Annotated in this window: 10 protein-coding genes; 4 read left to right on the top strand and 6 right to left on the bottom strand. The window is 27.5% G+C overall.

The genetic code is table 4. The annotated features are described in order from the left end of the window. Nucleotides 1–7: 7 nt before the first annotated feature. Genes V3249_RS01655 through V3249_RS01680 form a run of 6 tightly spaced genes read right to left on the bottom strand, consistent with a single transcriptional unit; the run spans nucleotide 8 to nucleotide 2,954 of the window. Nucleotides 8–283, bottom strand: coding sequence for a PTS sugar transporter subunit IIB (locus V3249_RS01655; RefSeq protein ID WP_010321201.1), 276 nt, complete (start codon nucleotides 281–283; stop codon nucleotides 8–10). Beyond that, on the bottom strand, nucleotides 273–728 hold the full coding sequence (locus tag V3249_RS01660) for a PTS sugar transporter subunit IIA (protein ID WP_337902458.1): 456 nt from the start codon (nucleotides 726–728) through the stop codon (nucleotides 273–275). The genes V3249_RS01655 and V3249_RS01660 overlap by 11 nt, the downstream gene beginning before the upstream one ends. After that, complete coding sequence (locus V3249_RS01665; protein ID WP_044285932.1) at nucleotides 715–1,029, bottom strand: hypothetical protein; 315 nt, start codon at nucleotides 1,027–1,029, stop codon at nucleotides 715–717. Before V3249_RS01665 ends, V3249_RS01660 begins: the two co-directional genes overlap by 14 nt. Further along, the gene (locus V3249_RS01670) at nucleotides 1,030–1,698 is read right to left on the bottom strand and encodes a hypothetical protein (protein WP_337896695.1); all 669 of its coding nucleotides are present in this window, start codon (nucleotides 1,696–1,698) and stop codon (nucleotides 1,030–1,032) included. It lies immediately after the preceding gene. Continuing rightward, entirely contained in the window at nucleotides 1,691–2,314 is a 624-nt protein-coding gene (locus V3249_RS01675) for a hypothetical protein (protein ID WP_337902459.1), read from the bottom strand. The genes V3249_RS01670 and V3249_RS01675 overlap by 8 nt, the downstream gene beginning before the upstream one ends. Next, nucleotides 2,301–2,954 carry a ribulose phosphate epimerase gene (locus V3249_RS01680; RefSeq protein WP_337896697.1) on the bottom strand — a complete coding sequence of 218 codons (654 nt, stop codon included), beginning with the start codon at nucleotides 2,952–2,954 and terminating at the stop codon, nucleotides 2,301–2,303. Before V3249_RS01680 ends, V3249_RS01675 begins: the two co-directional genes overlap by 14 nt. A 343-nt stretch (nucleotides 2,955–3,297) precedes the next feature. On the opposite strand from V3249_RS01680, the gene V3249_RS01685 reads away from it, so the two are divergent. The 4 genes from V3249_RS01685 (at nucleotide 3,298) to V3249_RS01700 (ending at nucleotide 14,658) form a co-directional block, all read left to right on the top strand. Continuing rightward, nucleotides 3,298–7,269, top strand: a complete 3,972-nt coding sequence (locus tag V3249_RS01685; protein ID WP_337902460.1) for a ZmpA/ZmpB/ZmpC family metallo-endopeptidase — start codon at nucleotides 3,298–3,300, stop codon at nucleotides 7,267–7,269. A gap of 280 nt (nucleotides 7,270–7,549) precedes the next feature. Next, nucleotides 7,550–11,506, top strand: coding sequence for a ZmpA/ZmpB/ZmpC family metallo-endopeptidase (locus tag V3249_RS01690; protein WP_337896699.1), 3,957 nt, complete (start codon nucleotides 7,550–7,552; stop codon nucleotides 11,504–11,506). Between the two features lie 243 nt (nucleotides 11,507–11,749). Further along, a complete protein-coding gene (locus V3249_RS01695; RefSeq protein ID WP_337902461.1) occupies nucleotides 11,750–13,216 on the top strand; it encodes a hypothetical protein in 1,467 nt (488 codons plus the stop codon). A 14-nt stretch (nucleotides 13,217–13,230) separates the two neighbouring features. After that, nucleotides 13,231–14,658: an LlaJI family restriction endonuclease gene (locus tag V3249_RS01700; RefSeq protein ID WP_337902462.1), complete on the top strand. Its 1,428-nt coding sequence runs from the start codon at nucleotides 13,231–13,233 to the stop codon at nucleotides 14,656–14,658. Nucleotides 14,659–15,462 lie beyond the last annotated feature (804 nt).

The raw sequence follows: 15,462 nt of genomic DNA on the forward strand, positions 1-15,462 counted from the left end.
TTTCATATTAGTTTAGTTTTAAGGCTATTTTTAGTTTAGATTCAAGTTCTTCTTTTGATAAAATGTTAGTTAAAATTACCATTTTTTCTTTGTCAAAATCAAGACTTGGGGCAACATCAGCGCCAATAACTACTAAATCAACCCCGCGGGAATTAAAACTGGAAATATTAGTGTGTTCAACTGAGTCATAATTGACATTTAATTTATCAAGGACAAATTTTACATTCATCTCTAATAACAAAGATGAACCTAATCCTGAACCACAAACGCATTTAATGTTCATTTTTTATACCTCGGTATTTATTTATAATTTGATAAAATTCTTTGATTGTTCTAGAAGCATAAATTTCTTTTTTAAAATCTGAATTACCAAAAAAGAGGCCAAATTCTTGAATTAAGCCAATATGATCATCAGAATTTGGCGCAGACAAAGTAATAATAATTTTTGCTTTTTTATCTTTTTGGTCATTAAATGTGATCATTTGATCTAAGACTAAAATTGAACTTCCAACTTCTAGACAATAATCGCCAACTGGCGCATGCAAAAGTGCGACACCTTCTTCAAGTACATAATAGGCACCGTATTTTGCGGTTTGTTCCATGATTGCTTTTTCAAGATCGTAAGTTGCTTTTTTATTTTCAACTAAGATCCTTACGCCCTCATGAACTGCTTGTTTTCAGTTTGTAATTTTGCAAAATTTAGTCATTTTTTCATTAAAAAGTTCCATTTTTTCCTCCTGTATTAATAAAAGCGAGTGTCATAAACAAAGTAAGCGCAAGTAAAAGAACGCCAATAAAGGCAAAAAAGACGATTCACCCTGCTTTGGTTGATGTTTTTGTTTGAATTTCTTTTGGTTTTGGCATTGATTTGATGTAGAAAAATTTATTTGGATTGTTCTTTAAAATAATTGCTTCATTTTTGGACTTTTGCAGTAATTTTTCCAGTTCAATTTCACTTTTGTTTTCAAGCTCCTTCATTTCAAAGTCATATAATTCAACAAGTTGTTTTTTTAGTTCTTTTTTTCTCATTTATTTCCCCAATGCATTAAATTTGTTGATAAAATTCTGTAATAAAAACGGATAAAACAAAAAATACTTCTTCAAAAATGCAAGTTTTTTATATTTAAAATATGAACTGGCCACTTTAAATTCGTCCTTTTCTAATTTTGTCAGTAAAATTTGCTTTGATTCTTTATATGATTGTGAATAAAATTTTCGGTTTAGAAAAAAATCCAAAAATATCACAAAAACAGTCAAAATCAAAAAACACAAACTAACTATTAAATAGCTTAAAAATGCAAATAAAAAACTTAAATGAAAACTTATAAGAAAACTGGAAAAAAGAAAAATATCAATTTGCAAGGATTTTTTGCTTTTTAAGAGATAAAAGTTATAAAAATAAAGCAAATTAACTACGCCATAAATGTTATTTTCTAAATAAAAATTAGGAATTTTGATTATTTTTTGGCTGATCCAAATAGGCTTTAAGAAAAAATCTTTAATTAGTAAAATTATGAATTTTTGCTGATATTTACTAATAAAGTCTTGTTTTATCGTTTCAAGATCGAGTTTAATTGGAATTTTTAGCTTAGAATATTTAATTTTTAGATTAACTCTGTAAATAAAAAAGATAAAAAGTTGGACAAGGAAAAAAATAATTCAGGCAGCTAAAATGTATCAAGACAGATTTTTAAGCATTTTTCTCCTTGTTAAACTTATTAATTGAGCTAAAATAATCAATTATTTTTTTGGGAACATAAATTTTTTGATTATTTTGTCTTAGTTTTTTTATAATATCGCCTTGGCTTCAAATTTCAAATCTAGTTTTGTTGTCAATTTGACTAAAATCAATCCGATCATCAACTAAAATGACAATTTTTGAATTAGAAAATTTCTTATCAAGAAATTTAAAAAGTGACTCAAATTGGCTTTTGGAAAAGTAATTTTGCTTTAAAATCTTACCTTTTTTCAAAAAACTAATGTTTTCATCAATTATTATTTTTTCAATACCAACTTGATAATTGATAATATTAGAAACGAAAAAAAGGTTTGATTCATTAACAATAAGACCAGGTAAAACTGAATAATTTAGTTTTGAAAAACGATTTTTTAAGAGCAAATTTGTCATAACTTTTACATCTGCAGAGGCATTTATAATTTCAAGAGCATCAATTGTGAATTTTTCTACCGAAATTAGTTTTTGTTGCGATAGTTTGTCCGGGGTTTTTTCAAATAATCTTTTGAAAATGAAAAAAATCAAAATAAGAAACAGCAACCCGACCGTTGAATACAAAACAATATTAATTAAGGGCATTTTTTTGTTTTCCTCAAAGCCTAGAGAATTCAGAAAAATTTGCATATGAAAAAATTATGCTGCCGCCAATTGCAACATCAACTTTTCATTTTTCAAGCTCAATTCAATTTTCCTTGCGTAATCCACCGTCAGTGTAAATTTTAATTTTTTTATTTATTAAGCGAATTTGCCCTATTTTTGAAAGAAGTTGTTGATTTAATGGCTCGCCAACTCCGCCAATTTTATCTATTGTCATTAATAAAATGACATTTGAACAGGAAATTATTTCGCTAAAGTCTTCAATTTTTTGTTTGGCTTGAATCATTAAACCAAAATTTATACTAGAATAAGACTTATTTAATCTTTCAAAATCAGTTTTTGAAACTTGTTCAGCGGGTAAAAAAATTGTTTTAAAACCTATTTGAGCTAATTTTTCTACTTTTTCAAGTGAATTTTTGCACATTAAATGTGCATCAAATTCAATATTAGGGAATAAATTTATTAAATAATTTGCAATTTGGTAGTTTAGTCCAAAATTTGGGGCATAAATTTGATCAACAAAATCAATATGGGCGTATTTTAGACCGTTATTTTGCAATTTTGTTAAAATTTTAATTACTTTAAAAATGTTAAGTGCGCTAATGCTTTGTGAGTATTCCACATTAAACCCCATTCACGATTTTTGTAGTTAATTAAATTCTACTTTTTTTTTTTTTTTTGCAAGCATTTTTAAAATTTTTTTCATTCTAACTGAAAAAAATTAAAAAATCATTTGTTTTCTACAAAAAACAGGAAATAACGCTTAAATTAATATATGAATTTTTAGCACTTACAAAAAAGGTGTGACAAAATGAAACAATAAAAATTTACAACCAAAAACTAAGGGCTTATAATGCAAAAATAGCTTGTAAAAATAAGGATTTTTTTAACTTTTATATTTGTACAATTCTTATATTTCTATGCTACAATTATTATAATTATTTAGATTTTTTGGGGGGAAAATTATGAAGCAATTTATTTTACTAAAAAAAGTTAGTCCTGGTTTAGTTTTCCTGTCATTATCACCAATAGTTATTATCACGGCTTGTAAAAGTGAGGTGGATAAAAAACCTACTAATTCTAAGATTGATGAAGCTAAAAATGATGCTTCTAAGAATGAAATTTCTAAGAATGATCCTAAAAATGATGCTTCTAGGAATGATAATCCTAAAAATGAAGGTAAAATTGACGCCGATAATCAAGAACAAGTTATTCCAAGGCAAGAAAATAATTCAAATTTAGAAAATACAGAACAAAATATTAATGTTTCTTCTATTTTTGAAGATAGAACCTTTTTAGAAAACAAGCAAGCTGAAATTGATAGTGTTTCTTTAAAAATACATGGATCAAAAATTGAATTTAAAAATATAAATTCTGCAAATTTATACCATTTTAACAGTCAAGAAAAATATGTAAAGTTACTTTCAGTTGATAAATTAGATTCTGATTTAAGCAACTATAAAATCAAATTAGATTCAGAAGATTTGCAAAAAAATGTCTGATTGAATGTAAAAGCTGTTGAAGATCAAGGCAATTATTATAAATTTGTTGGTGAATTTAGCCAAAATTTCATAAATATTTTGAATAATGGTACTGTTAGTTCTACTTTTGATCTTTATATTCCTAAAACCAAAAATCAATTAGGTGCAATCACGACTTTTGAACAATTAATTAGTCAAATTCGCGCAAATCCCTCAGGGAATTTTAAATTAGCAAATGATATTTCTGCTGAAAGTACAGAAATAGGCCAGATTTCTACATCATATTTAGAAAATGTTTATTTTTCTGGAAGACTAGAAAGTATTGATGGCAAAAATTTTACTATTTATGATTTAAAAAAGCCACTTTTTGACAATTTAAATAATGCTACAATCCAAAATATTAATTTTAAAGATCTCAAAGTCAAGTCAATAAATAATTCACAATTTGCAGTTGGGGCCATTGCAAATTCTTCATCGGGTTCAACAGTTAATAACGTTCATCTTTTTGGCGATGTTAAAGGCCCAAAAATCGTAGGCGGAATTGTTGGTGTGCTAGATAATAATTCTATTATTAAAAACTCAAGTTTTCATGGAAATATTTATTCTTCCCAATCTGCAGGCGGTCTTAGTGGAATAATAACAAGAGGAAGTTCAATTGAGAATTCTTATGCAAATATAAACATCACCTCTAAACTAATAAATTCCGATAAAATTGGCGGAATTGTTGCTGAATTAGGAGAGAATTCGTCATTAAAAAACATTGTAATTGAAGGAAATGTTTTAAATAGTGGTCTTGATGAATTTGCTAATTCTGGCGGATTAATTGGTTTGGTGTCCACAAACGGAACGCCAAATTCCCCTGATAATGGAAGAGTTGAAAATATTTATGCAAAGATAAATTTTTTTAATGCAAAGCCAATTTTTGGTAACTTTTATAAGTCAAGTTTTTTTGACTATGAAAAGTCGTTTAAAAATATAAATTTTGTTAATAATGCTGATAATGAAAGTTTTCCTTGACTCAAAATAATAGATGAAAATACTTTTAATCAAACAGCAAAAAAATGGAAAAATTTAAATAATGAAAATATTAAGCTAAAAACTTTAAATTTTTCCTATTTAAAAGGATATCAGCCTGATTTTAGCACTGCTTATGCAAATTTTGAAAAACTTTTGCCATTTTATGATCGTTACACAATTATGAATTATGCACATAAAGTGGCTAAAAATTCTAGCCTTTACAGCAAAAATTTGCTTGGATTTGAATTTTATGGAAATCAAAATTTAGTAAAAAATCTTGCCCGTGAAAAATCAAAGGTAAACAAACTAAGAGTTTATTTTGGCGATGGCCAAAAAGAAGATTACAAAATAGACAGTTTTAGTGAAAACACTAATGGAATCACTGACTTTTCTTTTGAAGATAACAGTGTTAAATTAATTGCTCATCCAAATATTTTAATATCTGAGAAGAAAAATCAATTAGTTTCTGGTTTAATAAATCTTTTAAAAAATATTAATTTATCTGATAATTCAATTTTTGATACTCAAAATAATTTTGTTGATAACAGTCCGATAAAAGAACAACTTTTTATTGACCAACATGAGACTGAAGTTAAAAATAATCTCGAAAATATAATTGATTCAATCTCAAATAATATTGATATTTTTGATCTAAATGATGCTAAATTTACTGAATTTTATAAAAAAGATTTAGAAAAGGAAAAAAATTCTATCTATATTGGTCTAAATTATTTGTACCGTTGATACTCAATTTCGAATATTAAAGATAAATTATTGTACTCACTAGGAATTTATGGAAAATCAAATGATAGCCTATCTTTGTTAAAAGACATCGGAAAATTGGACTTTATTAATCTAAAAGCCAATAAAACTGCAAATGGTTATCACGATGCTTTTTCAAAATATTTAAAACCAAAATCAGTTGCCGATTTTATTGAATATAACTATAATTTATTCAAGGAAGAAGGCCAAAGTCCCGACAAATATTTTGAATCACTGACAAGTGCATATATAACAAAAGTTGAGAGCAAATCAAATAAATCAGTAAATAAGCCAATGATTGAAAGATTTAAACAAGAAGATCAAGCTAATAAACTTTTGCCACTTTTGACTGTAAAAGACGAAAATGCTCTTTGATTTATTTTTACAACAAACAGCAATATTTCAGGACTATTTTCCAAATATGGTTATTCAAACGACTTATTAAAGACACAAGTCAAACAATTTGCTGAATCAGCTCAGGGCTACTATGATGTTTTATACCGAATTTTAAATGAAAAATCGAAAAAAACTATGGAAAATTACATAGTTGATGTTTATGATAGCTTTGCTTCAAAAACTGATGCTGGCGTTAAGGCTTATTCTCTGCCTCTTGATCATTGATTATCATTAGGGAATAAGAATTATGCCGCTTTTGTTCCTGAAGGTAATAAAAAACTTATGTATTTTGATGGGACAAAACTATTAACACAACACGCAAAATCAGTATTTTCACATGAAAGTACTCATACTTTTGATAACGATATTTTGCTCGATGGGTATGGCAAAAGATTTGGTCATCGTGCTGAATCTTTTGCCAAAGGAATGTTTCAGGCGCCTTTTAACGGTAATAATGGAGATTTAGCCTTTAATTTTATTGAAAAATACGAAGGGCAACTAGTCCGTAATTCAAGTCCAGAAAGATTTAGTAATTTAGCTGATTTGGAAAAATACTATAAAAATTTGTTTGACTTAATTTATGTTTTAGACTTAGCAGAGGCTGAGGCAATAATTGCCAAAAAGTCAAACACAAGTGATTATAGAAAAATCCAACTTGGAAGTGGCGGTTTTACAAGAAATGATACTTTATCTAGAGTTGGAAGTTCTGAATTTAATTCTGTAAATTCAATTGATGATTTAGTTGACAAAAATATTGTTGGTGCGAATGTTGGAGGGACAGGAACATCATTTGGGCATAATAATTACTATACTGTAAATTTCTTTAGACCATATTTTGGAATACTTGAAAATACAGAAGGGGTCTCTGGTGGGCTCAATTTTAGAAGGGTAGCTTTTGAACTTCTTGCCGAAAAAGGTTATTATGGTGGAATGATCCCTTATATTTCTGCCAAATCAAATAAACAAACTAATGTGCCAGAAGGACTTGTCAAAGGTAGTGATACACATGTTTTAAAAATGATTTTCGGTGATAAATACAAATCTTTTAGTGATTTTAAAAAAGATATGTACAAACAAAGAAAGGATAAACTCAATAAATTAAAGCCATTTAGTTTTGATTTTAGTAGTAAAAAGTACGAAATAAAATCTTTTGACGACTTAAAAAAAGTTTTTATTGAAAATATTGAAAATTCTGATCTAATAGCTACAATAAGAGTTATTATTCATGTTGAAATTAATAAGAAAACTAATGAGTATCGTCAATCAATATTTGATGAATAATTAGAAGTGTTAAACTAAAAGTGATTTATTTTAAATAAATTAGTGAATAAATGCTTTTTCGGAGTTTCCCAGTTTGATTAGATAATCTTAAAAAGTGTCTGGTTTTAGGCTAAGTTAGTACACCAATTTCAGACTTATTCGAAAAAAGGTGTGACAAAATTTAAGAATAAAAATTTACAGTTAAAACAAATTTAAATACATCAAAATTTCCATATTTGCATAATTCTTACATATCTATGCTACAATTATTTATAATTATTTAGATTTTTTGGGGAAAATTATGAAGCAATTTATTTTACTAAAGAAGGTTAGTTCTAGTTTAGTTTTCCTATCATTATCACCAATAGTAATTATCACGGCTTGTAAAAGCGAAGTGGATAAAAAACCTAATACTTCTAAGATTGACGAAGCTAAAAATGATCCTAAGATTGATACTTCTAAGGGTGATGAAGCTAAAAAAGATCCTAAAAATGATCCTAAAAAAGACACGGATAATCAAGAACCAATTATTCCAGGGCAAGAAAATAATTCAAATCTAGAAAACACAGAGCAAAATATTAATGTTTCTTCTATTTTTGAGGATAAAACCTTTTTAGAAAACAAGCAAGCTGAAATTGATAGTGTTTCTTTAAAAATAACTGGTTCAAAAATTGAATTTAAAAATATAAATTCTGCAAATTTATATCATTTTAACACTCAAGGCAAATATGTAAAACTACTTTCAGTTGATAAATTAGACTCTGATTTAAAAAACTATAAAATCAAATTAGATTCAGAAGATTTGCAAAAAAATGTCTGACTGACTGTAAAAGCTGTTGAAAATGAAGGCGACTATTATAAATTTATTGGTGAATTTAGCCAAAATTTCATAAATATTTTAAATAATGGCACTGTTAGTTCTACTTTTGATGTTTATATTCCTAAAACCAAAAATCAATTAGGTGCAATCACGACTTTTGAACAATTAATTAGTCAAATTCGCGCAAATCCCTCTGGAAATTTTAAATTAGCAAATGATATTTCTGCAGAAAGTACAGAAATAGGTCGCAATTCTACATCATATTTAGAAAATGTTGATTTTTCTGGAAGTCTAGAAAGTCTTGAAGGCAAAAATTTTACTATTTATGATTTAGAAAAGCCGCTTTTTGACAATTTAAATAATGCAACAATCCAAAATATTAATTTTAAAAATCTCAAAGTTAAGTCAATAAATAATTCCCAATTTGCAGTTGGAGCAATTGCAAATTCTTCATCGGGTTCAACTGTTAATAACGTTCATCTTTTTGGCGATATTAAAGGCCCAAAAATCGTAGGCGGAATTATCGGCGTACTAGATAATAATTCTATTATTAAAAACTCAAGTTTTCATGGAAATATTTATTCTTCCCAATCTGCAGGCGGTCTTAGCGGAATAATAACAAGAGGAAGTTCAATTGAGAATTCTTATGCAAATGTAAATATCACCTCTAAATTAATAAATTCCGATAAAATTGGAGGAATTGTTGCTGAATTAGGGGTGAATTCATCATTAAAAAACATTGTAATTGAAGGAAATGTTTTAAATAGTGGCCTTGACGAATTTGCTAATTCTGGTGGATTAATTGGTTTGGTTTCGACAAACGGAAGTCCAAATTCCCCTGATACTGGAAGTGTTGAAAATATTTATGCAAAGATAAATTTTTTTAATGCAAAGCCAATTTTTGGTAACTTTTATAAGTCAAGTTTTTTTGACTATGAAAAGTCGTTTAAAAATATAAACTTTGTTAATAATGCTGATAATGAAAGTTTTGATTGACTCAATATAGTTGATGAAAACACCTTTAATGAGGCTGCAAAAAAATGGAAAAATTTAAATAATGAAAATATTAATCTAAAAACTTTAAATTTTTCCTATTTAAACGGATATCAGTCTGATTTTAGCATTGCTTATGCAAATTTTTCAAAACTTTTGCCATTTTATGATCGTTATACAATTATGAATTATGCACATAAATTGGATAAAAACTCTAACCTTTACAGAAAAAATTTACTTGGATTTGAATTTTATGACAGTAAAAATTTAGTAAAAAATCTTGCCAGCGAAAAATCAAAGGTAAACAAACTAAGTATTTACTTTGGTGATGGCCAAAAAGAAGATTTCAAAATAGACAGTTTTAAGCAAAATGATAACGGAATCATTGACTTTTCTTTTGAAAATAATGGTGTTAAATTTATTGTTCATCCAAATATTTTAATATCTGATAAAAAAACTGAATTAGTTTCTGGATTGATAAGTCTTTTAAAAAATATCAATTTATCTGATAATTCAATTTTTGATACTCAAAATAATTTTGTTGACAACAGTCCAATAAAAGAACAACTTTTTATTGACCAACACGAGACTGAAGTTAAAAATGACTTGGAAAATATAATTAATTCAGTTTCAAATAATATTGATATTTTTGATCTAAGTGACACTAAATTTACTGAATTTTATAAAAAAGATTTAGAAAAAGAGAAAAATTCTATCTATATTGGCTTAAATTATTTGTACCGTTGATACTCAATTTCCGATTTTAAAGATAAATTATTGTACTCACTAGGAATTTACGGAAAATCAAATGATAGTCTATCTTTGTTAAAAGACATTGGAAAATTGGACTTTATTAATCTAAAAGCTAACAAAACTGCAAGTGGTTATCATGATGCTTTTTCAAAATATTTAAAACCAAAATCAGTTGGCGATTTTATTGAATATAACTATAATTTATTTAAGCAAAAAGACCAAACACCCGACAAATATTTTGATTCACTGACAAAAGCTTATATTACAAAAGTCGAAAGTAAATCCGATACATCAGTAAATAAGCCAATGATCGAAAGATTCAAACAAGAAGAACAAGCTAATAAACTTTTGCCACTTTTGACTGTAAAAGACCAAAATACTCTTTGATTCATTTTTACAACAAATAGCAATATTTCGGGATTATTTTCCAAATATTTTTCTTCAAGTGAATCATTAAAACCACAAATCAGAGAATTTGCTGAGGCGGCTCAAGGTTACTATGATGTTTTATACCGAATTTTAAATGAAAAATCAAAAAAAACTATGCAAAATCATATAGTTGATGTTTATGATACTTTTGGTCCAAAAAACGAACCTGGCGTTAAAGCTTATTCTTTGCCTGTTGGTCATTGATTATCATTAAGAGATAAAAATTATGCTGCTTTTGTTCCGGGTGAAAATAAAAAACTTATGTATTTTGATGGCACAAAAATATTAACAAAATACGCAAAATCGATATTTTCACATGAAAGTACTCATACTTTTGATAATGATATTTTGCTTGATGGATATGGAAAACGATTTGGTCATCGGGCTGAATCCTTTGCACGAGGAATGTTTCAGGCACCTTACAGTGACGAACCTGGAGATTTAGCCTTTAATTTTATTGAAAAATACGGAGGTGGTCAGCAATTAGTCCGTAATTCAAGTCCAGAAAGATTTAGTAATTTAGCTGATTTGGAAAAATACTATAAAAATCTTTTTGACATAATTTATCTTTTAGATTTAGCAGAAGCTGAGGCAATAATTGCAAAAAAGCCATCAGACACTAGAGATTATAGAAAAATCCAACTCGGAAGTGGCGGTTTTACAAAAAATGATACTTTATCTTGAGTTGGAAGTTCTGAATTTAATTCGATAAATTCAATTGACGATTTAGTTGACAAAAATATTGTTGGTGCGAATGTTGGAGGAGACTGGGTTACATCATTCGGGCATAATAATTACTATACAGTAAATTTCTTTAGACCATATTTTGGAATACTTGAAAATACAGAAGGAGTCTCTGGTGGGCTCAATTTTAGAAGGGTTGCATTTGAACTTCTTGCCGAAAAAGGTTATTATGGCGGGATGATTCCTTATATTTCTGCCAAATCAAATAAACAAACTGATGTGCCAGAAGGAGTTGTCAAAGGTAGTGATTCTCATGTTTTAAAAATGATTTTTGGTGATAAATACAAATCATTTAGTGATTTTAAAAAAGATATGTATAAACAAAGAAAGGATAAACTCAATAAATTAAAGCCATTTAGTTTTGATTTTAATAGTAAAAAGTACGAAATAAAATCTTTTGACGACTTAAAAACAGTTTTTATTGATAATTTTGATCGAATAAATACAATAAGAGTTGATATTCATGTTGAAATGTATAAGCAAACTGATGAGTATCGTCAATCAATATTTAATGAATAATTAGAAATATTAAAGTAAAAGTGATTTATTTTAAATTTGCAATGCAAATTAAAATATTTTTAATAAATTAGTCCCGAGTTTCACAGTTTGATGAGATAATTTTAAAAAAGTCTCTGATTTTTCGTGCTTTTTTAACTTAAAAAGCAAAATTAGGTTATTTTATGGCTAACATTGGACTGTATTCTGTTTGTAGAAAGAATATTGTCGAAAATGCAATGCAAAAATTGTAATTGGAGATATTATATGAATATTTTATATGATAAAAAGAAGAAAGAATACAAATTAGGAAATAGAAAATTCACAAAAGACGAATTTGTAGAATATATAGAGAATGATATGTTGGAAGCAACCCATTCAAACGAAGACATATCTTTAGAAATGGATAAACAGAGCCAAGATAAAGAAAACAAAAAAGATATGGAAGATGTGTTTTTAACTTCATATAATAGTTTAATTCCTAGAAATCGTATTATCTTTGGAGCACCTGGTACTGGTAAAAGTTATACTCTAAATAATGACTTGCAACAGCTTTTAGGAGAAAATAATCAAGATCAATATGAGAGAGTAACTTTTCATCCAGACTATTCATATGCAAACTTTGTTGGCACATATAAGCCTGTAATGGTTGATGATTCTTTCCAAAATCTTACAGTTACTGATAAATATATTCTTTCTGTATTAACAGACACAACTAAGTCAGCTCAAGAAAAGTATGACTTATTGTTTGATAAATTTAAGGTTCGCGGACTTAATAGATTACCGGTATTGTTAGGCTTATACATAGATGGGGACTTTACTATCAGAAGATTAAAAGGTACTGCTGCCACTGATAGTAATGTAGGACGAAATATTGGAATAGATATTAGACAATATGTAAACTTATATAAACCAGAATCTAGAAAAAAAGATATTTCATACCAATACGTTCCTGGTCCATTTATGAGAGTTCTTGTTAAAGCCTTAAAAAATGCGATGACCGGTAATCCTAGACCTTTTGTATTGTTAATAGAAGAAATTAATCGAGCAAATGTTGCTGCAGTATTTGGTGATATTTTTCAACTATTGGATAGAGATAGTGATGGTGTAAGTGAATATAAAATTGCAACCACTAATGACATGAGAAGATATTTATCAGAACAACTAGGAGTGCAAGAATCAAAACTTGAGTTTATAAAGATACCAAATAATATGTTTATATGGGCTACTATGAACATTGCTGATCAAGGTGTATTTCCAATGGATACTGCATTTAAAAGAAGATGGGATTTCACATATCTAGGAATTGATGACAATGATCATGCTCTACATGGAAAATATGTTATGCTTTCTGATAATAAGACACAAAAAATTGAATGAAACAAATTGAGAAAAGCTATTAATAAATTCCTTGCTGATTGTAAAATAAACGAAGATAAACAATTAGGGCCATATTTTCTTTCTAAAGATATTATAATTCCTGAGCAAGGAGATGAAATTAATAGAGAAAAATTTATTAGTGCATTTAAAAATAAAGTGATTATGTACTTATTCGAGGATGCGGCCAAACAAAAACGGTCAAAACTATTTCAAGGGTGCTCTAATGATAGCACGAGATATTCTCAAATTTGCAAAGAATTTGAACAAAAAGGTGTTGAAATATTCAATACTGATATTGTATCAGGTTGCGATATTGAAAATGTTGAACCTAAAAATGACAGCTCAGATAATTAGGGGGAGCTTTTTCTATGATCTCCGAATTTGTAAGGGAACAAATACGTTATACTCAAAAAGAACTTTGTAACATTTTGAAATCTAATGAAGATGAAGCTATTATATTGATTAGAAAATTAAAAGAATATGGTGTCTTAAAAACGGTAAAAGCTTCTGATAAACAAAAGAACATGAATGAACTACTAGATGAACATATAGAGATATCTGGTGTTAAAGTAGGCGAGAATGAATATTTTTATGTATTTACTTTTGTTGGAGTTATTGTTATAGCAGGTAGAGTGCTTAAGTGTTATCCAAAGTATCTATTAAGCAATAAGAATCCTACTAATGAGTTAAAACAAATAATAAAAGTTCTTGAAAAATACAATTCTTCCGAACAGATTATAAAAATGTTTAATGATAGTAGTGAAAGTAGTTCATTTAATCTTTTGGCAGTAATCTTGTTTTTATTAAATGATTATTATGAAAATGGAATTTACAACAGTACAGAAGAAATTGTTGAATTCAATGGAATAGGAGAAATTTTATGGGATAAAACTATAAATGAATCATTTGCAATTTTATCAAATGAAAAACCATATTATATCGAATTACACACTCGTAAAAGAGTTGCCAATGACTTTGATTATTTTACTCGGCTTCATCAATGCATACTAACAAAGATTTCTAAAGAGTTAAAGAAAGCCACTCTTCTTGATTTATTTGAAATCACAGAAGTAGATTTATCTGATGAGAAATTAGATGATTTCGGCGATGAAGATTATATTTTATATAGAATTGAAAAAGAACTAGGTCTGCAGTATAACACGAGAAAACAATTACTTTTAATGACCATATATTCTTATATAGACAAAAAAGGCAGTCTTCATGATCTTGATTGCTTAACTTTGTTTGGAACTAATAATTTTAATTTGGTTTGGGAAAAGATTTGTTCACACATTATGAACAATCAATTGGAAAATAGTTTGGATGCTTTGAATCTTCCAGTGCTTTTAAAAGATGGTTATGATAAAAAGAAAAAATTAATAGATTTAATTGAAAAGCCTTTATGGACTATTACAGGCAAAGAGGCGAAAAATACTTTAATACCAGATTTAGTATCCATCTTTCAAAATGATGGTAATTATGAATTTATTATATTTGACGCAAAGTATTATAACGCACATTTGGAATACGGAATTACACCAAGTGGACAGCCAGGAATAGAATCAATTACAAAACAATATTTATATCAATTAGCTTATCAAAAATTTATAAATGATCATGAGTTTTCAGCAGTTAAGAATTGTTTTCTTCTACCTTCAGAAAATGATTCTATCGAAAATAAAGGTGAAGTAAAACTTGAAATGATGGAAAATATTGGATTGCAAAATGTTCAAGTAATTTATTCCTGCAGTAATGGCTTATGATCTATATCTGACAGAAAGAAAAATGGATTTTAATCTTCTAAATCTATAAAAATATGTTAGCAAACTGTAAAATAGTGAATCTGTAAAATTTGATTCTGTTATGCAAGCAAAAGTGCTTGCATTTTTGGTTAATTTACAGGTCTCCCAAGGGAAAGGTAAAATATAAAACTAGTAAACTAAGACAATAAAACCAACACCTCAGTGTTAACTTTTTTTGCGCCGTTTCTATTTACCGTTTATTTTTCCAAGTTTCCCAGTTTGACGAGATAATTTTAAAAAAGTGTCCTGGTTTATTAGTTTTGGGCACTTTTTTAAGATTTTTGACAAAAATTAATTACCTATTTTAAGACAATGACAAAAATCAATTTATGGACAAAATAACAAAAATCATAAAAAAATACAACTACTATTTAAACTCACTGCAAATAGAAAACTCGTTTTTATTTGCAGTGAGCCTAAAAAACATATGAAGTTTTGAAAGAACAATAACCAAAAGCCCTAAATTTGAAGATTTCTAAACGGTTAAATTTAAGGCATTCCATCATATTTAAAAATATAATGGATAATTTGCATTTTCTGATTTTTTTAGACAAAAAACATAACTAATTCCCCCTTAATTCAATATCAAAATTTATTAACTATTCTTAGTGAGTGTAATTATAGCAGAAATTTTTTTTAGACCAAGCATTTTTTTTTTTTTTTGCAAAGGCTAAATTTAAAATAATAAAAATTAAGATTTTAGCGGCAAAAAACACGGATTTAGCAGTATTTTTGCATATTTGTGTTCAATAAAAAGTGAATTTTAGCCATAACCGGGAAACTCAGGGGTGTGATTTT

This window comes from Mesomycoplasma ovipneumoniae (assembly GCF_038095995.1).
GTDB classification, from domain to species: Bacteria; Bacillota_I; Bacilli_A; order Mycoplasmatales; family Metamycoplasmataceae; genus Mesomycoplasma; species Mesomycoplasma ovipneumoniae_F.